The 23,710-nt window shown below is 46.6% G+C and carries 15 protein-coding genes; 13 read left to right on the forward strand and 2 right to left on the reverse strand.

What is annotated here, in order from left to right; all coding sequences use genetic code 11:
* Positions 1–27: 27 nt before the first annotated feature.
* Positions 28–471 (reverse strand): DUF4293 domain-containing protein, encoded by a 444-nt coding sequence (locus KE626_RS15295; protein ID WP_211973778.1) that lies wholly within the window; start codon positions 469–471, stop codon positions 28–30.
* 146 nt (positions 472–617) lie between these two features.
* Between KE626_RS15295 and KE626_RS15300 the strand changes: the two genes are divergently transcribed.
* The 12 genes from KE626_RS15300 to KE626_RS15355 all read left to right on the forward strand — a co-directional run bounded on the left by KE626_RS15300 (position 618) and on the right by KE626_RS15355 (position 21,254).
* A complete protein-coding gene (locus tag KE626_RS15300; RefSeq protein ID WP_211973779.1) occupies positions 618–2,936 on the forward strand; it encodes an NADP-dependent malic enzyme in 2,319 nt (772 codons plus the stop codon).
* 260 nt (positions 2,937–3,196) lie between these two features.
* The gene (locus KE626_RS15305; protein ID WP_211973780.1) at positions 3,197–4,228 is read left to right on the forward strand and encodes a hypothetical protein; all 1,032 of its coding nucleotides are present in this window, start codon (positions 3,197–3,199) and stop codon (positions 4,226–4,228) included.
* Positions 4,229–4,290: 62 nt separating this feature from the next.
* A complete protein-coding gene (locus KE626_RS15310; protein WP_211973781.1) occupies positions 4,291–5,034 on the forward strand; it encodes an MlaE family ABC transporter permease in 744 nt (247 codons plus the stop codon).
* Positions 5,035–5,036: 2 nt separating this feature from the next.
* Positions 5,037–5,858 carry an ABC transporter ATP-binding protein gene (locus tag KE626_RS15315; RefSeq protein WP_211973782.1) on the forward strand — a complete coding sequence of 274 codons (822 nt, stop codon included), beginning with the start codon at positions 5,037–5,039 and terminating at the stop codon, positions 5,856–5,858.
* 244 nt (positions 5,859–6,102) lie between these two features.
* Positions 6,103–6,990: a succinate--CoA ligase subunit alpha gene (gene sucD, locus KE626_RS15320; protein WP_211973783.1), complete on the forward strand. Its 888-nt coding sequence runs from the start codon at positions 6,103–6,105 to the stop codon at positions 6,988–6,990.
* Between the two features lie 146 nt (positions 6,991–7,136).
* Entirely contained in the window at positions 7,137–13,187 is a 6,051-nt protein-coding gene (locus tag KE626_RS15325; RefSeq protein WP_211973784.1) for an alpha-2-macroglobulin family protein, read from the forward strand.
* Between the two features lie 96 nt (positions 13,188–13,283).
* Positions 13,284–14,318 (forward strand): NAD(P)/FAD-dependent oxidoreductase, encoded by a 1,035-nt coding sequence (locus tag KE626_RS15330; protein ID WP_211973785.1) that lies wholly within the window; start codon positions 13,284–13,286, stop codon positions 14,316–14,318.
* Between the two features lie 144 nt (positions 14,319–14,462).
* A complete protein-coding gene (aspS, locus tag KE626_RS15335) occupies positions 14,463–16,211 on the forward strand; it encodes an aspartate--tRNA ligase (RefSeq protein WP_211973786.1) in 1,749 nt (582 codons plus the stop codon).
* Positions 16,212–16,530: 319 nt separating this feature from the next.
* Complete coding sequence (locus KE626_RS15340; protein WP_211973787.1) at positions 16,531–17,103, forward strand: glucosaminidase domain-containing protein; 573 nt, start codon at positions 16,531–16,533, stop codon at positions 17,101–17,103.
* Between the two features lie 21 nt (positions 17,104–17,124).
* Entirely contained in the window at positions 17,125–18,531 is a 1,407-nt protein-coding gene (locus KE626_RS15345; protein ID WP_211973788.1) for an SGNH/GDSL hydrolase family protein, read from the forward strand.
* Entirely contained in the window at positions 18,503–19,783 is a 1,281-nt protein-coding gene (locus tag KE626_RS15350; RefSeq protein WP_211973789.1) for a GDSL-type esterase/lipase family protein, read from the forward strand. Before KE626_RS15345 ends, KE626_RS15350 begins: the two co-directional genes overlap by 29 nt.
* A complete protein-coding gene (locus tag KE626_RS15355) occupies positions 19,770–21,254 on the forward strand; it encodes an MBOAT family O-acyltransferase (RefSeq protein ID WP_211973790.1) in 1,485 nt (494 codons plus the stop codon). The genes KE626_RS15350 and KE626_RS15355 overlap by 14 nt, the downstream gene beginning before the upstream one ends.
* Positions 21,255–21,256: 2 nt before the next feature.
* On the opposite strand, the gene KE626_RS15360 is transcribed toward KE626_RS15355, so the two are convergent.
* Entirely contained in the window at positions 21,257–22,177 is a 921-nt protein-coding gene (locus tag KE626_RS15360) for a helix-turn-helix transcriptional regulator (protein WP_211973791.1), read from the reverse strand.
* A 164-nt stretch (positions 22,178–22,341) separates the two neighbouring features.
* Between KE626_RS15360 and KE626_RS15365 the strand changes: the two genes are divergently transcribed.
* Entirely contained in the window at positions 22,342–23,670 is a 1,329-nt protein-coding gene (locus tag KE626_RS15365) for a porin (protein ID WP_211973792.1), read from the forward strand.
* Positions 23,671–23,710: the final 40 nt, after the last annotated feature.

A 23,710-nucleotide genomic window follows, 5' to 3' on the forward strand; every position in this document is an offset into this window, starting at 1 on the left:
TTCGATCCAATCCTGTTACTTCAGCGCTTATCTAAGCCTGTCGAGGGATTTGATCAGTTTTTCATCTTTGTATATTCCCCTCACAGCCAGGAATAAAAGAATGATGATCACAATGGGTAAAAAGGAGGCCGGCAGGTAGGAAGCAGATACAATAGCAACACCGCCGGTGCTTAACTTATTGGCTGTTTGCTGCACTACATAATATTGATAAGCCAGTGCTGCAAAACCAAAAAGAATGTTAAAAATGGTGAGACGAAACTGGAGTTTGCGCTTCTTAAAAAGAAAGATCGTTGCTAATGATAACAGTATAATAATGATATACAGTACAAACAGCAAATAGTTACTGGAAGCGTTTACATAAACAGGGTTGGTGCTATTGCTAAGCGTAGCTTTCCACAGGTCGAAAGAAAGAGCAGCAGCGCCTGCGGCGGCAGCCAACAGCAAATAGAGACTCTGGATGCGTTGTATCATGATATTTACGAATGTTTAACGCTGTAAAAGTAAGTAAATTTAATGGTTAGAATGCTTAATTATAGGCCGATATCCCACTATTTGGGTGGATGGCCTTTATTCAATACTTCGTATATTGCACGCCCAATAACAATCTTAATATTTATATGGCAAAGAAACTGAATAAGCAGGATGCGTTAGACTATCATGCAATGGGCAGGCCGGGTAAAATTGAAGTCATACCTACGAAAGACACTAAATCGCAATGGGATCTTTCACTCGCCTACTCTCCCGGAGTAGCAGAGCCATGCAAGGAAATTTACAATGATGTAGAAAACGTTTATAAATATACCGCGAAAGGTAATCTCGTAGGCGTTATCAGTAATGGTACCGCAGTACTGGGTTTAGGAGATATTGGCCCCGAAGCCGGAAAACCGGTAATGGAAGGGAAAGCGGTATTGTTCAAAATATTCGCTGATATCGACGTATTTGATATTGAGCTGGATGCAAAAGACCCGGATACCTTTGTTGCTGCTGTAAAGGCGCTGGAGCCTACCTTTGGTGGTATTAACCTGGAAGATATCAAAAGCCCGGAGTGTTTTGAAATAGAAGAAAGGCTGCGCAAGGAGTTGAAAATTCCGATCATGCATGATGATCAGCATGGCACTGCCATCATTTCTTCTGCTGCCTTGTTAAATGCGCTGGAGCTGGTAAAAAAGAAAATAGAAAAGGTAAAGATCGTGGTAAATGGCGCAGGAGCTGCTGCCATGGCCTGCGTAAAATTATATGTGGCGCTGGGCGCCAGGCCGGAAAACTTTATCATGTTTGATAAAGACGGTGTTTTAAATAAAGAGCGTAAGGATCTTTCCGAAAGACATAAACAGTTTGTTACCGCCGCCAAGGTAAAATCACTCGAAGAAGCCATGAAGGGTGCGGATGTATTTCTCGGGTTATCCGTTGGTAACGTGGTATCGGCAGAAATGATCAAGAGCATGGCTAAAAACCCGATCGTATTTGCGATGGCGAACCCTGATCCTGAAATTGCCTACGAAACTGCCATTGCAGCCCGTCCGGATATCATTATGGCTACCGGCCGTTCCGATTATCCCAACCAGGTAAATAATGTACTGGGCTTTCCCTATATTTTCCGTGGGGCGCTCGACGTTAGAGCTACCCAAATCAATGAGGCCATGAAACTGGCTGCTGTAAGGGCTTTGGCTGAAATGGCCAAGTCGCCGGTACCGGACATCGTAAACCTGGCCTATAACGAAAGAAACCTTTTCTTCGGACCCAAATATATTATTCCCAAACCATTGGATCCTCGCCTGCTGAGCACCGTGGCGCCTGCCGTGGCAAAAGCGGCCATGGAAAGCGGGGTGGCACACCGCCCGATTACCGATTGGGAAGCTTACCGGAATGAACTCAATCATCGCCTGGGACTGGATAACCAGCTCTTCAGGGTGATCGGTACTAAAGCCCGTCGTGATCCAAGGAAAGTGGTGTTCGCAGAAGCCGACAATCTCAAAGTGCTGAAAGCAGCGCAGGTAGTCAACGACGAAGGCATCGCTTACCCGATCCTGTTGGGTAACGAAACCCGTATCCGTGAACTGATGCTGGAAAACGCCATTGAAATCGATGATGTAGTGATCATTGATCCTAAAAGTGAAGAGATGAAGGAAATGCGTCATCGCTTTGGTGACCTGTTCTTCGCAAAACGCCAGCGCAAAGGATTAAATCTCTACGAGGCGCGCAAAACCATGCGGGAACGTAACTACTTCGGCTGTATGATGGTGGAAACCGGTGAAGCGGATGCTCTCATTTCTGGTCTCACCCGTAAATACCCCGATACCATCCGTCCCGCGTTGCAGGTGATAGGTATGGAAGAAGGGGCCAAACGTGTTGCCGGTATGTATATTATACAAACCAAACGCGGACCGTTATTCCTTGCTGATACTACCGTCAACTTCAACCCTACTGCGGAGGAACTGGCCGATATCACGATGATGGTGGCCAAGGAAGTGAAGAATTTTAATATTACACCGCGCATCGCCATGTTGTCGTATTCCAACTTTGGCAGCAGCCCAACACCGGAAGCACAAACCATGAGCAAGGCCCGCGAAATTGTAAAACAGCGCGATCCTTCCCTCATTGTTGATGGTGAAATTCAGGCGGCCATGGCCTTTAACAAGGAGATTCTGAAAGACAATTATCCGTTTACAGAATTACTGGAAGAAGAGGTAAATACCCTCATCTTCCCGAACCTTGCTGCTGGTAATATTGCCTATAACCTTTTGCAGGAAGTTGCCGGTTTTGATGCCATAGGCCCCATCCTGCTGGGAATGAAGAAGCCGGTGCATATTCTGCAGCTGGGCAGTACTGTAAGACAAATCGTTAACATGGTGAATATCGCCGTGGTGGATGCGCAGGAAAAGTGCTGCAAACAGGCAAACGACGAAAAGGGAAAAAAGAAGAAAAAGAAAGCATAAAGGTATGGAGGGATCGCCTTCGGCGATTATCTTTGGGCAGGATTAATGTGATTGGGATGATTATTACGATTTTACTTTTTTTTGAAAGATACTTACTTCTATTCCTAAAGTGTTTATCAATAGGATAAAGGCATAGATCAGAAAAAGCTGGAATCATAATAGTCATCCCAATCACATTAATCCTGCCCAAAGATAATCGCCGAAGGCGATCCCTCTCCGCTTTATGCCTTTCGCTTTCAGCTTTTTCCTATATTTATCCTATGCAAACCATTTCGCGTAAGAAAATATTTTTCCCGATCAATGCTGCTTTCCGCAATTATCTCAAAATGTACGAGCGGGAAGTGAAGCTGCCTATATCTTACGAGGAACTGCGTTATTACGACCAGTCTATCGCCGTATATGATAAAGAAGGAAAAGACACGCTGTGGGAAACGGTGTTTTATCCCCAAAGTATGGTCCATGCCATTCACGCCGGTTTAAAGCGGGTATACTCTATACTGAAAGCGGGAGGAGATCAGGCCGCGGAAGAACATCTGCATATCGAAAATATTGACTACTGCACTTTTGGAAACTCCCATCCGTTCCGCATCAAAATTGTCAATAACTACAACGAAGTATACGATTATTTTTATATCAAGATAGCCGATGCATCGCGTCTTTATGGTCTGGAACTGGAACATATACTGTCTCCCTATTGGATGAACTTCCTGATAGATGGCAATACATTGGTAGAAGAGCATATTGCCGGGGTGCCGGGCGACCAGTTTATTCTTCATTACCTGAACCGGCCGGAATTTAATCCCAAGCGTATCGCCAAGGAATTTGTGAAATTTAATGAGCGGTGTTTTGTACGGCTGTTGGGAGATATGCGTTCCTATAATTTTATTTTTGACATCACCCCTGATTTTGACGATGTACAATTCCGTATCCGCGCAATTGATTTTGACCAACAATTCTATGAAGGCAGGCGTACGCTGTATATGCCACAGTACTTTAAGGAAAACCGGGTATTCGTGGAGCTGGCCATCAAACATCTCAATGCAGAAGTGGTGAAGCAGTATCAACAGGAGGAACGGGCGGTGATTGCCCGCCGTATCAAAGTGCAGCGGCATCGGATCAAGGATCTGCGGGATGTGATTATGACAGACCGGGTATCGTTCCCGGAAAAAATACAGCAGTTGGGCAATGAATTGGCGGAATATTATCATGATCCGGTTTTTGCCCGGTGTAAAACCATGGGTGAAATCATTGAGCGCAGCCTAAAACGTTTGTTGGTGAGTAGTTTACGTTAACGGCTGTATTAAATCTTAAATTAGGATATGTTTGAAAAAATCCTTCCTATCTTTGACCAGTTATGGAGTTCAAATTCTTCTATCATTTCGGAAACTTCCTGCTCATGCTTAAAGGCATGTTTTCCCGCCCGGAAAACATGAAGATGTACTGGAAGCAATTTATGCAGCAATGTGTGGATATCGGCGTAGGGTCGTTTGGGATAGTATTTATTATTTCCCTGTTTATGGGAGGCGTAACTACGCTGCAAACAGCTTATCAGCTGGTAAGTCCTATCATACCCAAAAGCACCATCGCGCAGGTGGTGCGTGATACCATTATCCTGGAATTCGCCCCCACACTGACTTGTATTGTACTGGCCGGCGTAGTGGGTTCTAAAATAGCTTCTGAGCTGGGTAACATGCGGATCTCTGAACAGATCGATGCCCTGGAAATCATGGGTATCAATACCAAAGGGTACCTGATCGCCCCCAAAATTATGGCGGCGTTACTCATGATACCTGTACTGGTGGCGATTGCCGGTTTCCTCGGTATCTATGGCGGCAAGGCCGCCGGAGAGCTGTCGGGCGTTCTTTCCGGAGAACAGTTTATGCAGGGCCTCCGGCAGGAGTTCAAGGCTTATAACGTATTTTTTGCAATGGCAAAATCCTATACGTTCGGGTTTATTATTGCCAGTGTATCGGCCTACTACGGCTATAATGTTTCCGGTGGCGCACTGGAAATAGGTAAGGCCAGCACCACCTCCGTGGTGGTAAGCTGTGTGCTGATATTATTCATGGACTACGCATTAACGGCTATATTACTGTAATCATGATTGAACTGCAAAACATAAGAAAAGGCTTTGGGGAGAAGGAAATATTAAAAGGCGTTTCTACGATTATGGAGCCCGGTAAGGTAAACCTGATCATTGGTTCCAGTGGTAGCGGAAAAACCGTGATGATGAAGTGTATCGTGGGACTGATGAACGTAGACAGCGGAAAAGTACTGTATGACAACCAGGATTTTACCGCTATGGAGGAAAAAGAAAAGAAAACCATCCGCCAGGAAATAGGGATGCTGTTCCAGGGATCAGCCCTTTTTGACAGTATGACCGTGGAACAAAATGTGATGTTTCCCCTGGACATGTTTGGCACCGGCACCCTAAAGGAAAAGAAAGCCCGTGTGGAAGAATGCCTGGAAAGGGTACAGCTGAAAGAAGCCGCGAAGAAATTTCCCGCAGAAATCAGTGGTGGTATGAAGAAAAGAGTGGGTATTGCCCGCGCCATCGTACTCAATCCCAAGTACCTTTTCTGTGATGAGCCCAACTCCGGTCTGGATCCGCAAACATCGTTGCTCATCGATAAGCTGATTACCGAACTTACCAAAGAATATAATATCACCACTGTTATCAATACCCACGATATGAACACCGTAATGGAAAGCGGTGATCATATTGTTTATATGTACCAGGGCCAGAAACAATGGGAGGGAAGTAACAAAGACATTGTATTCAGCAAGGACCAGAAATTAAACGACTTCATTTTTGCCTCAGAATTCCTTCGCGAAGCCAAGGAAATGCGGCAGTTGGAGATGTTTAAGGACGGCAAATGGCGCGAGCAACTGAAGAAAGAACAGGGGAAAGAAGGGAAATAGGCTTCTTTTTAAAATTCCATCATTCATTTTGTGATAAAAACATATAATTATAAATCGGTATATTTTTAATTATGGCTCCTGAGAGGTGTTTTTATACACCTGGACAGCTACTTTTGCCAAATATTTTCTAAACCAATTGGTAGCTTTATCTTAAAGGCACTAAATTGCAGAATTATGGAAATCGGCTTATTTTTGCCGTCCAGAAGAATCAGACACATAATATTAAACCAATAAAACAAGCGCGATGAGTGTTTTAGTTAATAAGGATAGCAAAGTGATTGTTCAGGGATTTACCGGTACTGAAGGTACATTCCATGCTACTCAGATGATTGAATACGGTACCCAGGTTGTGGGTGGTGTTACACCCGGTAAAGGTGGCAGCACGCACCTGGAACGCCCTGTGTTCAATACAGTAGCCGACGCGGTAAAAGCAACCGGTGCAAATGTTTCCATCATTTTTGTACCTCCGGCTTTTGCAGCTGATGCAATCATGGAAGCTACCGAAGCTGGTATTGCTCTGGTGGTATGTATCACAGAAGGTATTCCTGTTCAGGATATGATCAAAGCGAAAAATTTCCTGCAGGGTACAACTACCCGCCTCATCGGACCAAACTGCCCTGGTGTTATCACCGCAGACGAAGCTAAAGTAGGTATCATGCCCGGCTTCATCTTCAAAAAAGGTAAAATCGGTATCGTTTCCAAATCAGGTACTTTGACTTACGAAGCTGCTGACCAGGTAGTTAAAGCTGGTTTAGGCGTTTCTACTGCCATTGGTATTGGTGGAGATCCAATCATCGGTACACCTACCAAAGATGCGGTAGAACTGCTGATGAACGATCCGGAAACAGAAGGTATCATCATGATCGGTGAAATTGGCGGAAGCATGGAAGCAGATGCCGCTAAATGGATCAAAGCGCATGGCACTAAGCCGGTAGTTGGTTTTATTGCTGGTCAAACCGCTCCTCCGGGACGCCGTATGGGCCACGCCGGTGCTATCATCGGTGGTGCTGAAGATACCGCTGCTGCCAAAATGAAGATCATGGCAGAATGTGGTGTTCACGTAGTGGAAAGCCCTGCTAACATTGGTAAAACAATGGCAGAAGTACTGAGCAAGAAAGCAGCCCTGGCATAATTATCTGCCGGAAAAATATATAAAGGTGAAAAGTGAGGCGGAACAAGTCCATCACTTTTCACCTTTTTTTGTCCCCATTTATGGAAACCATGCGGACGTCTGCATCCTCACTAAAAGAAGTAACTTACTGTAAATAACGATCCTATATGCGTTTATTCATTGGAATATTCATTGTTTTAATCTTTAGTAGCAACAAGATGATGGCCCAGTTTAATTATGATAACTCCTGGAAGAAAATAGCAACCCTGGAAGAAAAAGGATTACCTAAATCCGCACTGGAAGTGGCAAACGACATCTACGCCCATGCGGTAAAAGATAAAGCCACCGCTCAACAGATCAAGGCCCTGATCTTTCAACTAAAGTATAATTCACAGATCAACGACAGCAGCACCCTGCAGAACATGCAGAAAATGGACCAGCAGATTGCAGGTGCAACAGGCGCTCCGAAAGCAATACTGCAAAGCATTAAGGCCGAAATGTTGCTCCGCTATTTCCAGATGAATCGCTACCGGTTCTATAACCGTACCGCCATCGCCAACGATGAAGGCACGGATATCAGTACCTGGGGCGCCGAAAAGCTTCACCAGGAAATTACCCGGAGTTACCAGGCCTCCCTGTCGGACAAAGCGCTGCTGGAAAAGACCAGTCTCACCCCCTTTGATCCCATTATTATCAAGGGGAATACCCGGGAACTACGGTCTACCCTGTATGATTTACTGGCCCACCGTGCCCTCGACTATTATAAATCCGGCGAATCCGGTATCACCAATCCAGCCAACCAGTTTGAGCTGACAGATCCGGCAGCCTTCGCGCCGGCAACTACTTTTGCCGCACACCAGTTTGCCAGCGCCGATAGCGCCTCCCTGCAATATCATGCCCTGCTCATTTTACAGGAACTGATTCGCTTACATACCGCCGATAAAGCCGCCCTGCTGGATATCGATGCGGAAAGGATCAGCTATATGAACCAGACGGCCGTAATGGAAAACAAGGAAACGTTGTACCTGCAGGCGTTGGACCAGATGGTGCTGGCTTATACCGGTTTGCCGGAAGTAACAGGCGTAATGGAGCTACAGGCCACTTACTACCTGCAGCAAAGTAACGCTGCCGAAAATGGGAAAGGTGATGCCATGAGAAAAGCTAAAGCGATTTGTGAAAAAGCCGTACAACTGGCTCCCACTTCCATCGGAGGCGCTGCCTGCGCACATATGCTGGATGAAATTTCTGCATTGTCAATTGAAATGGTAACAGAAGCCGTAAATATACCCGCACAGCCATTCCGCACCCTGGTAAGATATAAGAACATCAATAAAATATACCTGCGCATAGTGAAGGTGGACGATACCTTCCTCAAAGCTTTGCAGAAAGCCCAAAACAACTACGCCACCAGGGAAAATGCCTATTGGAAAATGATCCTGGCGCGCCCTGTATTAAAGGCCTGGGAACAAACATTGCCCGATCCGCAGGATTATGTTACCCACAAAACAGAAATAAAAATAGATGCTTTACCGGTAGGGCATTATATGCTACTGTCGAGTGCGGATCCTAAATTCCTATTGAAAAATAATCCCATTGCCATGCAGCTAACCTGGGTATCAGGTATCAGTTATATTGACAATGACAACACATATTATGCCCTGGATCGTAACAGTGGCAAGCCTTTGGCCAGTATTGGGGTAGACGTGCTGAAATTTAAAAACGGCGCCGGTTACGATGACTGGACCCTGCAGCAATCGCTCGTTACCGGGAAGGATGGCAGCGTTAAAATAGCTCCGGCCAAAAACGGCGGACAGCTGCGTACACACTGGAAAAATGGCGCCGATGAACTGTATATTGATGAATACAAGTATTTCTATACTTACGGTGAAAATACTAATACTCCGGAGGCACAAACGTTCCTGTTTGCCGACAGAAGTATTTACCGCCCAGGTCAGATCATTTACTATAAAGGTATTGTACTCCGGAAACGTGCAAAGGAAACCGGCAGCGATATACTGGCTAATTACCAGACGACCGTTTCCCTGTTCGACGTAAACGGCGACAAGGTAGATTCCGTTAAAGTGATCACCAACGAATATGGCGCCTATTCCGGCAAATTCGTATTGCCCGAAGGCCGTTTGAACGGTAGTTTTTCTTTGAGAGATGATAAAAGCAATGGTTACCTCGCATTTAAAGTAGAGGAATACAAGCGTCCTAAATTTTATGTGGAGTTTGATACCATCAAAAACAGCTATCGTTTAGGCGATACCGTTACTGCTTCCGCAAAAGCACTGGCTTATGCAGGTAATAATATTGATGGAGCCAAAGTAAAGTACAGGGTAGAACGCCAGGTACGGTTTCCTTACCCATGGTTATTTTATAAGATAGCGATCCCGTACGGTACTTCCCGGGAAATAGTACATGGTGAAACTACTACGGATGCCAACGGTACATTTACAGTGAAGTTCCCGGCCCTGGCCGACAAAAACGTAGATCCGGCCGGTAAACCCATCTTCACCTATGTGGTACATGCTGATGTAACGGATCTCAATGGTGAAACCCGCAGCTCAGATCAATCCGTAAGCGTGGGATACCAGTCAATGGAAATAGCTATTGATGCATCTGATCGCATGGAACAAAAAGAACTGTCCCGGATAAAGATTTTTTCGCGGAACCTGAATGGTACCTACGAACCGGCCAATTTCGCCGTACAACTGAAACCGCTGCAGCCCAACAAACGTCTCCTGCGCCCCCGTTACTGGGAAGCCCCGGATCAGTTTGTAATGGATGAAACCAGCTACGTACAGGCGTTTCCGGTAGATATCTATAAGGATGAAAATGACCCGAAAAACTGGGCGCGCGAGTCTGCCGTGGTTACCGAATCCATAGCCAGCAGCCCGGACGGAAAGATCACGCTGAACACTGCGAAATTAGCTCCGGGCTTTTACGAACTGGAAGTAAGCGCAAAAGATAAAAACAACGAACCGGTTATACAGAAAACTACCTTCGAGCTGATCGATGTGAAAGCTAAAACCCTGGCGGCGCCAGCCTACCTCTGGTCTTACCAGCCGGAACAAGCCACCGCTCCGGGTAATACGGCAGACATCTTACTGGGTACATCAGCCAAAGACCTGAATATTTTACAATCCAAACTTACCGCAGTTACCAAAGAAGAACGCAGCAACCTGGATTTGTCTGATATCAAAAAGCTCAGCTACCCGGTTACAGAAAGTAACAGGGGAGGTATCAGCCTGGTGTATGTGTTTGTAAAAGATAACCGTGTATTTGCCATGCAGGCAGGGATCGATGTTCCCTGGAGCAATAAGGAACTGCAGGTAAAACTGGGCACACACCGTGATAAGCTGTTGCCGGGTGAAAAAGAAAAATGGACCGCACAGATCACGGGTTATAAAAACGAAAAGGTAGCCGCTGAAATGCTGGCTTCCATGTACGACGCTTCCCTGGATGCTTTCCAGCCGCATCACTGGACAACACCTTATATCTATCCCAATGTTTCCGGCCTGACCCAGTTTAATGGCAATGAGAATTTTAAAATGGAAGTATCCACGCTTCAATATGACCGAGATCTTCCTGATCATCGCAGTGTGGCTAAAGAATACGATGTCCTGAACTTATTTGATTGGGAGATGGCGGAATATCCTGTCAGTGGCGGAGTGCGCGGACGCACACCGGATATGAGGGTGATGGCTAAACAAAAGGGTGTACTTGCATTAGAAGATGCAGCAGGAGCTGCCAGAGTTGCAGCGCCAGCGTCCCCGCCGGCACCAGCTGCAGCGCTAAACGAATCTGTTGTAACGGTAGGTTATGGATCTAAGGAAAAATCTTCAGCAAAACCTGGGCTACCAGCAGCTAATGAAACGCCCGCTCCGTCTGTCCGTAAAAACTTCCAGGAAACAGCTTTCTTCTTCCCAGACCTCCATACCGACAAAGAAGGTAACATCACCTTTGAATTCACTATACCGGAAGCACTTACCAAATGGAACTTCCAGGCGCTTGCGCATACAAAGGATCTGTCGTTTGGCATGGCTAATGCCAGCATTGTTACACAGAAGGTGTTGATGGTGCAACCCAATACCCCGCGTTTTGTACGCGAAGGTGATAAAATGGAATTCACCGCCAAGGTGAGCAATCTCTCCGATACGTTATTAATCGGACAGGCCCACCTGGAACTGCTGGATGCCAATACCATGCAGCCGGTAGACGGATGGTTCCAAAACATTTCCCCGCTGCAGCATTTCACTGCCCAGGCAGGACAAAGCACGCTGGTGACCTTCCCCATCCAGATTCCGCATGGTTTCCAGAGTGCGCTGATCTATCGGGTTACCGCACAGGCAGCCAATTTCAGCGATGGAGAAGAAAATGCACTGCCGGTATTAACCAACCGGATGATGGTAACGGAAGCGATGCCGCTGCCCGTTCGCGGTGATGGTAAGCATGATTTTACTTTTGAGAAGTTGCTGCATGGCGATAGCTCTCAAACTCTCGTACAACATGGTGTTACGGTAGAGTATACCAGCAACCCCGCCTGGTACGCCGTACAGGCCCTGCCTTACCTGATGGAGTTCCCGTACGAATGTGCAGAACAGGTATTTAACCGTTATTATGCAAATGCCCTGGCTACACATATTGCTGATGCTACACCGGGCTTGAAAGCTATTTTCGAAAAATGGAAAATATCAGATACAGCCGCTTTGCAAAGTAACCTTCAGAAAAATGAAGAGCTGAAAGCTGTATTGCTGCAGCAAACCCCCTGGGTACTGGAAGCAAAGAATGAAGCGCAGCAGAAAAAGAACATTGCTTTATTGTTTGACCTGCAACGCATGAAACAGCAACGCACATCAGCACTGGATCAGCTGGCAGCAAAACAATTACCGAACGGCGCCTTCCCCTGGTTCACCGGTATGTGGGAAGACCGCTTCATCACACAGTACATTGTAGCAGGTATCGGGCACCTGCAACAACTGGCGCAGATAAAAGATCCGGTTGCGATAGAGATGGCTAATAAAGCCATGGACTACCTCGACAGGGAAATGGATAAAGACTACTATCGCCTGCTGAAAGCAAAAGCAAACATGAAAGATCAACAGATCAATTACCAGGATATCCACTATCTGTATGCGCGCAGCTTCTTTAACCGGCCGGTGCCTGCTGCTATGAAAAAATCTTTTGATTTCTATTTTGCACAGGAGAAACAATACTGGACCAGGCAAGGGAAGTATGCACAGGGTATGATTGCACTGACACTCTCCAGGAAAGATGACGCACTAACGCCAAAGGCTATATTAAAATCGCTGAAGGAAAATGCGATGAACAGCAAGGAAATGGGTATGTACTGGAAAGATATTACAGCTGGTTACGGTTGGCAGCAGGCACCTGTTGAAACGCAGGCATTGCTGATAGAAGCTTTCCAGGAAGTTGGTAAAGATGCAGCGGCGGTGGCAGATATGAAAACCTGGCTGTTGAAAAACAAACAAACCAATAACTGGAATACGACCAAAGCTACGGCAGAAGCCTGTTATGCGATGTTGCTGCAGGGCAGTAACTGGCTGGCGGCCAACCCGGAAGTAACAGTGCAGCTAGGTAGTACGGTGGTGAAACCCGCTGCCACCGAAGCCGGTACCGGTTATTTCAAAGAAAGGATAGATGCCAAATCAGTGAAAGCAGATATGGGACATATCAGTGTAACCGTTCAGGATAGTAAAGGGCAACCTTCCTGGGGCGCTGTGTACTGGCAGTATTTCGAAGATCTGGATAAAATTACCGCCGCTCAAACGCCGCTGGTGCTGGAAAAAGAACTGTATAAAGAAGTAAACAGCGATAAAGGACCGGTGCTGACGAAGATTGCAGATGGTAACGAACTGAAAATCGGAGATAAGGTAAAGGTACGTATTGTATTGCGCGCCGACAGGACCATGGAATACATTCATCTGAAAGATATGCGGGCAGCCTGTTTTGAGCCTACCAATGTGATCAGCGCCAGCAAATGGCAGGGCGGACTGAGCTATTATGAAAGCACCAGGGACGCGTCAACTGATTTCTTTTTCAGTTACCTGCCTAAGGGAACTTACGTATTCGAATATACGTTGTTTGTAACCCATCAGGGTAAGTTCTCCAATGGTATCAGCACTGCGCAGTGTATGTATGCCCCGGAATTTTCTGCACACAGCGCTGGTCTAAATGTGAAAGTGACGGAATAAATAGAATTATGAATTACGAATTTGCGAAGAGGTTGTCGCTGTTATCTCCCCGCAAATTCGTAATTCCGTAATTCGTAATTTCTATATTTGCATTCCATGAGAAAAGCAGATTACCTAATTATAGGGCAGGGAATTGCGGGAACCATGCTGAGCTGGTTCTTACTACAGGCGGGGAGGAAGGTAATCGTTATCGACGACGCCAAACCCAATAGTGCTTCGAGGGTGGCTGCCGGGATTATTAACCCGGTATCGGGCCGCCGCTTTGAGCCAGCCTGGATGTACGACACTATTTATCCGTTTGCAAAAGCTACCTATCTGCAGCTTTCGGCTTTGCTGCAGGTGCCGGTTTTTACAGCACGTCAGCTATGGACCGTATTCCCATCCGCCCAAATGAGGGATGCTTTCTTACATAAAACTACCGTTAACGATTATACGGAGTTGCCGGGATCCATGCGGTATGAGTCATTCCTGGAGCAGCCTTTTGGAGCGGCCATTGTAAATGGCGCTACGGTAAATCTCCGGGCCCTGTTGCCGGCTTACCGACAATACTTAAGAACGCAGGAGGCTTTGCTGGAAACCCATTTTGATGTGGCTGCCCTGGAAGTAACTCCTGCCGGCGTTATTTATGGAGATATTAGCGTCGATAAGGTCCTTTTTTGCGATGGGGTTGCCACTACGATGCTTCCTTTTTTCAAGACGGTCAAATTTCTGCCCAATAAAGGGGAGGTGTTGATGATAAGCGTTCCCGGACTGGAAACTGCTGATATTATAAAAAAAGGGATCACCCTGGTGCCACAGGACGACGGATTGTTCTGGGCAGGCTCCTCTTTTGTATGGGATTATGAAGATGACCATCCTACTGCCAAACAGCGGGAAATGCTCGAAAATAGCCTTAAACAGCTCCTGAAGGTACCCTATGAAGTAGTGGACCATTTATCGGCAGTACGGCCTTCGGGAAATGACCGGCGCCCGATGGTGGGTTTTCATCCTTTGTACCCGGCCATCGGTATATTCAACGGACTTGGAACCAAGGGATGCTCGCTGGCGCCTTTTATGGCGGCCCATTTCAGGGATGTGCTTGTTGCCAATGCGCCACTGATGCCGGAAATCGACCTGCAACGATATTTTTAACATACTACCGGGATAAAATGCCCAATCCAAACCGTATCTTTGCCCCCCTTATGGGTGTAAGTGAACAACTGGATAGTGGTCGCCAATTGATGACAGCTTATTCCGTATGTCAACCATAAAACTAACTAAATCAACTATTTACGCATGTATAGGACGCACACTTGCGGGGAATTAAGAATGGAACAGGTGGGCCAGGAAGTAACTTTGGCCGGATGGGTACAGACAGTAAGAAAGTTTGGCAGCATCAATTTTTTTGACCTGCGGGATCGGTATGGTATTACACAATTGTTATTCGGCGAAAGCCTGAATGCCAAGCTGGACGCGCAGCCCCTGGGCCGTGAATTTGTGATCCAGGTGAAAGGTACCGTTACCGAGCGTTCCAGCAAAAATAAAAACATCCCTACCGGTGATATCGAAATCACGGTAAGCGATTTTACCATCCTGAATGCGGCGAAAACACCGCCGTTTACTATACAGGATGATACTGATGGCGGCGATGAACTGCGTATGAAATACCGTTTCCTCGATCTCCGTCGCAATGCAGTAAGACAAAACCTGGAACTGCGTTATAATATAGGACGTTCCGCACGTAACTATCTGCATGCCGCCGGTTTCATGGATATAGAAACGCCTTTCCTGATTGGTTCTACCCCGGAAGGAGCCCGCGATTTCGTAGTACCCAGCCGTATGAACCCTAACCAGTTCTACGGACTGCCACAGTCGCCCCAAACCTTTAAGCAACTGCTGATGGTGAGTGGTTATGACCGTTATTACCAGATCGTAAAATGCTTCAGGGATGAGGATTTGCGTGCAGATCGCCAGCCGGAGTTTACACAGATCGACTGTGAAATGAGCTTTGTGGACCAGGAAGACATCCTGGGTACATTTGAGCCCATGTTGAAACATATCTTCAGGGAGATAAAAGGAATCGAGTTCCCGGATGCTTTCCCCAGGATGACCTTCGACGATGCAATGGAATATTATGGTAACGATAAGCCGGATATCCGCTTTGAAATGAAGCTGGTAAACCTGAACGATACCACTAAGAATAGAGGATTTAAGGTATTTGACGAGGCGGAGCTGGTGGTAGCCATCGCTGCAAAAGGTTGCGCCGACTATACCCGTAAACAGCTGGATGAGCTGACAGATTGGGTAAAACGTCCGCAAATCGGCATGAGTGGCCTGGTATATCTGCGGTACAACACCGATGGTACGCTGAAGAGCTCTGTGGATAAGTTTTTTGACGAAGAACAATTGAAATTATGGGCGCAAAAATGTCAGGCTGAACCCGGAGATCTCATCCTGGTGCTGGCTGGCAAGGAAGAGCGTACCCGTAAAGCCGCCAGCGAACTGCGCCTTGAGATGGGAGAAAGGCTCGGTTTACGCAACAAAAACGAGTTTAAACCGTTGTGGGTTATAGACTTTCCGTTATTTGAATACGCCGAAGAAGATAATCGCTGGGTGGCCCGTCACCATCCGTTTACAGCTCCAAAGCCAGAGCAAATTGCCCTGATGGATGATCCTGCTCAATATGGAAAGATTAAGGCAAACGCTTACGATATCGTATTAAATGGTACAGAAATAGGTGGAGGCTCTATTCGTATTTTCCAGCGCGATCTGCAGCAGAAAATGTTTGCAGCCCTGGGAATGAGTAAAGAAGAGGCAGAACACAAATTTGGTTTCCTGCTGGGAGCATTTGAATATGGTGCTCCCCCGCATGGAGGTATCGCATTAGGATTTGACCGCTTGTGCTCGCTATTAGGCGGCAGTGAAAGTATCCGTGATTTTATCGCGTTCCCAAAAAATAATTCAGGGCGTGATGTCATGCTGGATGCTCCGAGTGAGATCAGCCAGGTGCAGCTTAACGAATTGAAAATCAGTTTAGTAAAGTAGTCAGCAGTCGCTGCATTTTATAAAAGCCAGGCGCTAATGGCTAACAGCTGCGGTTGTTGGTATCATTTTTGCAAATAGCAGGGCTTTTGCAGGTAAAAATCCCCTTTGGTATGGTAAATCGCCGCATCAAAGGGGATTGGCACTATTATAAGGTACAATATTTTTAACAAGCGTTTAACGGGATAGATAAGAAAAAGAGAAGAGACGTATTATTTAAATTTTTAAAGTAATATTGCGGTGTGATCATCGTTGATATGTGAGGTAAGAAATGATGCTGAAAACACAGAGAAAACTATCACCTGATACAAAAAATACTACCATGAGAATTTCAACATTCTTTAAGAGGACAGTATGGTTATGTGCGGTGTTATTATTGCTAATGCTCAGCAATGTTGGGTTTGCACAACAATCCACAAACAGTTATTTGAAGAAGTTTAAACCGGTATCTGTAGAACTCATGCAGGAAACGGGTATTCCTGCAAGTGTTATTCTCGGAATAGCCATGCTGGAATCCGGCACCGGAACCAGCAGAAATGCGAAAGTGCTGCACAACCACTTTGGTATTGTTGGTAAGAATAACATGTCGCAGATCAAACCAGGACACAGGTCTGTGTACAAACAATATGTAACTGACATGGCCTCCTATGAGCATTTTGTGGAGCTGCTTGCCAGGAAAAAATGGTTCGGTGAAATGAAAGGCAATCCTGAATTTGCGGTATGGCTCAAAAAAATGAACCATAGCGGTTATTCGTCCGCCGGCCACGAATGGATCAGAAGAGTGACAAATATTATTAACCGCTATAAATTGTATAAGCTGGACGCAAGCATGGATAGCGTGGCCACGGATTCCAAACAATGGTTGACCGTAGGCATGCCGGCAGGCGATCAGTGATGTGCTAACTGATGATTAACTATGTCCGGCAAAAATAAGTCTGCCTATCCGTTCTATATCGTTTTAGGAACATTAGTATGCCTGTTGGGGCTTTCACAGCTTAACTACAGCTTTTCATATAAAGACTTTCAATTCCGGAAAGTGGACATGTTATCAGAACTGAGAACAACTTCTCCTTCCCCGGACAACCAAAAGCTTACTGCTGCCGGCAACGACAGCAGTAAGCTTTCTGGTTTAGACAGCAATGGTATTGCTGCCAACCCGCATGTACCGAACCCGGATCATACCCATGATTTTATGTCGTACGCCGGCATCATGGAATATGCCTCTCCGGTACCCGGTGATACCGTTGTGGGAATGAGACATTTCCTCACCGCCCTGCAGGAACTGAAGGCAGGGAAGCGTCGTAAAGTACGTATCGCTTACTTCGGTGACTCTATGATTGAAGGCGATCTGATCACCGGCGATCTGCGCGACAGCCTGCAGCGCTTCTTTGGCGGCGCCGGAGTAGGCTTTGTGCCGGTTACCTCCGTGGTGGCTTCTTTCAGAACCACCATCACCCATACCTTTTCTACAGACTGGAAAGATTATCATTATAAAAATTCACCCCCCTCCAATATTACACTCGGTTTGTCAGGGCATACCTTTTATCCGGGGGGCGGCAGCTGGGTGAAATATTCCCCGGTGAAAAAGCCATTGCTCGACAAATTCCAGGAAATATCCCTGTTGTACGGGCCTGCCTCCGAAGGCACCGTAACTATTAACGATAAAGCCTATACGCTTTCCGGTAATGCTCCGGTAAACAGGCTGGATCTGCAGCAGGATACAGCTCAGCCTTCCCTCATGCTCCGCTATTCCGGGAGCGCGCAACCTTTTTATGGTGTTTGCTTCGAAAACGGGAATGGTATTTATGTAGACAACTACTCGTTCAGAGGTATCAGCGGTGTGGAACTGGGCCACTTGTCGGCCGATATGATACGCCGCATGCAACAGGAGCGTCCTTACGACCTCGTGGTAATGCACTATGGCGCCAATGTACTGTTCCGCCCTGAGCTAACAGACTACAGCTGGTACGAACGGCCTATGAAAAAGGTAATGGACTCGCTGCGGCAGGATCTGCCCGGAACGTCTTTCCTGATTGTAGGTACCGCCGATAAATCTTACAGAAAAGCCGACAAATATATTACCGCACCCGGCGTAGAAGCCCTGCTGAAAGTTCAGCACGATCTGGCTGCCGGTCATGGTACCGCCTATTGGAATCTCTTTGCTGCTATGGGTGGCGAAGGCTCCATGGTAAAGTGGGTAGAGGGAGATACGGTGATGGCCAACAAGGATTACACACACTTTAACAGAACGGGAGCAGCCAAAGTAGGGGCGCTGCTTTATAAAGCTATTATGAATGAATACAGGCTGGCACAACAACCTTAGTAAAAGATGGGTGGCAGTGCTATCATTGTTACTCGCCGGTATTACAACTTATGCACAACAGGTAAACGTCAACAACATTCAGCAGGACACTGCGCTATACAATGTTTTTCATTCCCTTTCTGCGGCAGACAGTAATGTAATATCCATTCTTCACCTGGGAGATTCCCATGTGCAGGCGGGCTATTTCCCACTGGCTACAGCTTCGCTGCTGCAGCAACAGTTTGGATATGCCGGCAGGGGATATATTTTCCCCTATAACCTGGCCGGTACCAACGGTCCGGAAGATTTCAAATGGAACAGTTCCGTAAGATGGTCATCCGAAAGAGTCGTTGACCGTAATAAATCGGATGTTCTTGGTCCCGGCGCTATTGCTATTACCTCTTCCAACGAGGCGCCCACATTGTCGTTTGCCGCTAAACCGGATGGTAGCATGGACGACAATTTCCGTAAGGTGCAATTACTCTATGATGCAGGCAATACCAATAACACGGTAGTATCCCCGGAAGCTACAGTAACGGTAACGCCGGCGCCTTTCCCTGGTACGTCCACACTAAGCATGGCTACGCTCGACTTCTTACAAACCTCGCAGTCATTCCAGGTAAGATGGGAAGGCACCGGCAACGGTCCATTCCACTTCTACGGCGCGGTGATGACCAACAGTCGTAATGGCGTATTATACCACAGCGTGGGTATCAACGGGGCCATGTATCAGCACTACAATGAAATCAGCAATATTCTCCTGGCGCAGATGGCAGTGTTGAAACCACAACTGGTGATCATCTCCCTGGGTACAAACGAAGCCTATGGCCGCCTGGACCCACTCGCCTTCAGAGACGAAATAGATAAAGCTGTTACCCTCATCCGGGAACAGAATCCTGCCGTAAATATCCTGTTAACAACTCCGCCGGATTGTATGCGCGCAGTTAAAAAAGGTGTCAGGAAAAAGATAGGTAAGAAAAAATACAGGATGGTATATCATACCGCTTACTATCCTAATCCGTATATCTCCATGGTTACACAACAGATCATGGGATATGCCAGACAGCACGGCATTGCCTGCTGGAATTTTAATGCAGTGAATAAAGCGCAGAAGGGTAGATTTGGAGGAGCATGGGCGCCGGATCATATTCATTTCAATGTGAAAGGATACCAGTTGCAGGGAGAGTTACTCTACGAAGCAATGCAACAGTCTTACGCACATTATTTACAGCAAACAAAGAAAAATCCAGTTATACCCAATGATCAACGTTAATGAGCTGCTTTCAGAGCTGTTGTATGATGAGAAAAATCCAGTCCTCTTTAACAGTGGCTTTTTTTTCTATTTCTTTGCTTTGTTTATGTTTTGCTATCTGCTGGCCAGCAGAAGTAAAGCTGCCAGGGTATGGATCTATACCGTGTTTTCGCTGTATTTCTTTTATAAGGCCTGCGGCTACTATGTAGGACTGGTGATACTTTCCGCCATTGTGGACTTTAACCTGTCCCGGTGGATTCATGAGAGCCAGGATAAACGAACAAAAAAATCACTGCTGATAATAAGTATCCTGCTGAATATAGGGCTGCTGTTTTACTTCAAGTATACCAACTTCTTTATCGGGATCATCAATGACTTCACTGCGGGGCATATTCATCCGCTAAGCCTCATACTGCCCATAGGGATTTCGTTTTATACCTTCGAAAACCTCAGCTATACCATAGATGTGTACCGGGGGGAAATTAAACCCGTGAGCAATTTCATGGACTATCTTTTCTTCCTCTCGTTCTTTCCGAAACTGATGATGGGACCGATTGTCCGTGCCGCCGATTTTATACCGCAGATCTCACAACCCTATCGCCTCAGTTCCGAGGACATTGGGAAAGGCATGTATCTCATCATAGCAGGGTTGTTCAAGAAAATCATCATATCAGATTTCATTTACCAGAATTTTGTTCAATACATCTTTGATGATCCCAGCAAGCATACCGGCCTGGAGTGCCTCATTGGTGTGTACGGTTATGCGCTGGTGATCTATTGCGATTTCTCGGGTTATTCCGACATGGCATTGGGCATTGCGCGGTGGACCGGTTTCAAAATTCCGCCAAACTTCGATTCTCCCTACCAGAGCTCCTCTATCACTGAGTTTTGGCGCCGCTGGCATATTTCTTTGTCCAGCTGGCTGAGAGATTATCTCTACATTCCCCTGGGCGGCAACCGCAAAGGACGAGTGCGTCAATATATTAACCTGGCACTGACCATGCTGATTGGTGGCTTCTGGCATGGCGCCAGCTGGAACTTTATCTTCTGGGGAGCTATGCACGGTGGTGCATTGGCGATTGACAAAGTGCGTATCGACTGGCTAAAGAAAAGTAAAACAGTGATCACAGGAGCCAAGGCTACCATCTTTAAAATACTTGGTATACTGATCACTTTCCATTTTGTATGTTTCTGCTGGGTGTTCTTCAAGGCTTCCACCTTCCATGATGCATGGTCGCTGATACACCAGGTGGTATATGACTTCCAGCCGGAAATAGCCATGGAATTGTACAGTGGTTACACCGCTGTATTCTGGGTGATGATCATGGGTTTTGTGTTGCACTTCCTCCCCTCCAAAGCGGAATTTTCCATGGAAAGGATGCTCGGACGCTTACCTGTGGCAGGAAGCGTAGCCATAATGGTGGCGTTTATGTGGTTGCTGGTACAGGTAAAAAGTACCCAGCCTATGATTCCGATCTATTTCCAGTTTTAATCTTATCGTTTTTGCCAGGGGATAAAGATCTCGCATTCATTTTCACCGGTCAGCGAGATAAAGAAGTGGTTACCGCTCATTTTAAAATGACCTGCGCGGCAACTGCTGTTAATAAATTCGTACATCGGCAATCCTGCAGCTACAAAGCTCATAGGGACCGGCAATTTCTTATAGTACCCGCCGGGAACGTTTTTGGTAAAGAGGCCGAAGGCGTCCTGGAAAGCAAGGCGGATCTGCAGATGCGCTATATCATATACTTTTAACACAGGTACCATAATCCCCACATACATCATCATTTTTGCATAATTGGTCACCGGCACTACGTCCAGCGTACCGGTAATGATCATGGCGCCGGGCAGCAACATGGATGCTTTGATGGCATGCAGTTGTTGCTGGTAAATACTCATATATTCCACCATACTTCTCACCGGATCATTGTTGCGGGGAAGAATATTGTAATACAGTACATAATCCGGCAACCGCATTTCTTCTGTTCTGTCCGGTGAAAAAATGAGCCTTTGCGGATCGTCGTGCGGCGTGGTAGCTATTTTGGTGCGTGCCAGCGTGTGTTCTTCATTGGGCAGATACAGCCTGTCGCGGAAGCTGACAGGGGCTTCATTGTATAACTCACGGAATGCCTTAGTAAAGCTGGAATGCGTATAGCCGCACATTTCGCTGATCTGTCCTATACTGAAGTCACTATGACGAAGGTAACCGGCGCCGGCTTCCAGTCTTCGTCTTTTCGTAAAGTGAATATAGGATTCCCCGTATATCTCCACAAACTTGTGTGAAAAGTTGTCAACGGATTCGCTGATCATCGCGGCAACAGTACGGAGGTCGCGTTCTCCGTGAGGGTCGTTATGGGATAATGAAATGGCTAGTTGTATCTTTTTCTCCCAATGGTTAATTGTTGATGTTTTCATGGAGGCATAATTTGGAAGCTGATTCTAATCTAATCAATATGACAGGCAGAATCTCCCCAATGACCGGAACAGGGTTGGATTAACAAGCCGTTAACCAATCATAAAAACAGGGTGTATGAAATAATTGTTAATATTCTACTTTTGCGCAATAATTCGACTGACTGATGCGCATTGCGAGAATATTCCCGATAGTAGTTTTGATGTTGTGCTCTACAATAACTGTTCGTGCACAGTTCCTGATGGATATGATTGACACCACCTCCGAGCTGGGGAAGGGGATGATATCCTTGTATCAGAAATACGATGCCCTGCGTTTCAGCGGTTATATCCAGCCTCAGTTCCAGGCGGCCCAGTCAAAGGGAGCGGGAAGTTATGCCGGCGGCGATTTCGGAGCTGCGGTTAATAACCGTTTTACGCTTCGCCGGGGTCGTATCCGGGTGGATTATGAGCGTTTCAACAAACATGATATGCCGGTAATACAGTTTGCATTTCAGTTTGATGGTTCAGAGCGGGGCGTATTTATCCGTGATTTCTATGGTCGTTTCTTTGAAAACAGGTTTAATGTTTTATCGTTTGTAGGGGGGATGTTTGCCCGTCCTTTTGGATATGAGGTCAACCTGTCGTCTGCCGACCGGGAAACGCCGGAAAGGGGACGTATGTCGCAGATACTGATGAAAACGGAGCGCGACCTTGGAGCGATGGTGACTTTTGAGCCAAGACGGAAAGATCATCCCCTGCGTTTCCTGAGAATAGATGCCGGCGCCTTTAACGGGCAGGGACTTACTGCCACTACAGACTTCGACAGTCATAAAGATTTTATAGGCCGCATAGCGGTGAAACCCCGGAAGATCAAGGGAACAAAAGCCATGTTGTCCGGCGGAGTTTCAGTATTGTATGGCGGTATGGAACAGTTTACCAACTATATCAACACCATGGGCACCATAAACGGTAAGCCCGGTTACCTGGTGGATTCATCGGCATCCAATGCCGGTAAAATTGCCCCCCGGCACTATTATGGCGCTGATATACAACTGAAAATTCCGAATGGCCCCGGTAAAGGCAGTACGCAGTTCCGGGCAGAGTATATCCGCGGACAGCAAAGCTCCACCGCCCTTACCTCCGAAACACCCGGTATTATCCCGGTAACGCCTCAGGGCAAACTACAACCATTGTATATCCGCAATTTTGATGGCGCCTACCTGTATTTTATCCAGAACCTGGGCAGCGATAAGCACCAGGCAGTGGTAAAATACGACTGGTATGACCCCAATAAAAAAGTAAGCGGAAAAGAAATTGGCGTACCCGGAGCAGGGCTTACTGCTGCGGATATACGTTATAATACGCTGGGCATTGGCTACCTCTATTACGCCAATGAGCACCTGAAGTTTATGGTTTACTACGACTGGGTTACCAATGAAAGTACGGAACTGGAAGGGTATAAGGAAGACCTGAAAGATAATGTACTGACGTGCAGGATGCAGTATCGGTTTTAGGAAGCAAAAAGCAGAAGGTAAAAGCAAAAAGCCATCGAAG

This window comes from Chitinophaga hostae (assembly GCF_018224885.1).
GTDB lineage: Bacteria > Bacteroidota > Bacteroidia > Chitinophagales > Chitinophagaceae > Chitinophaga > Chitinophaga hostae.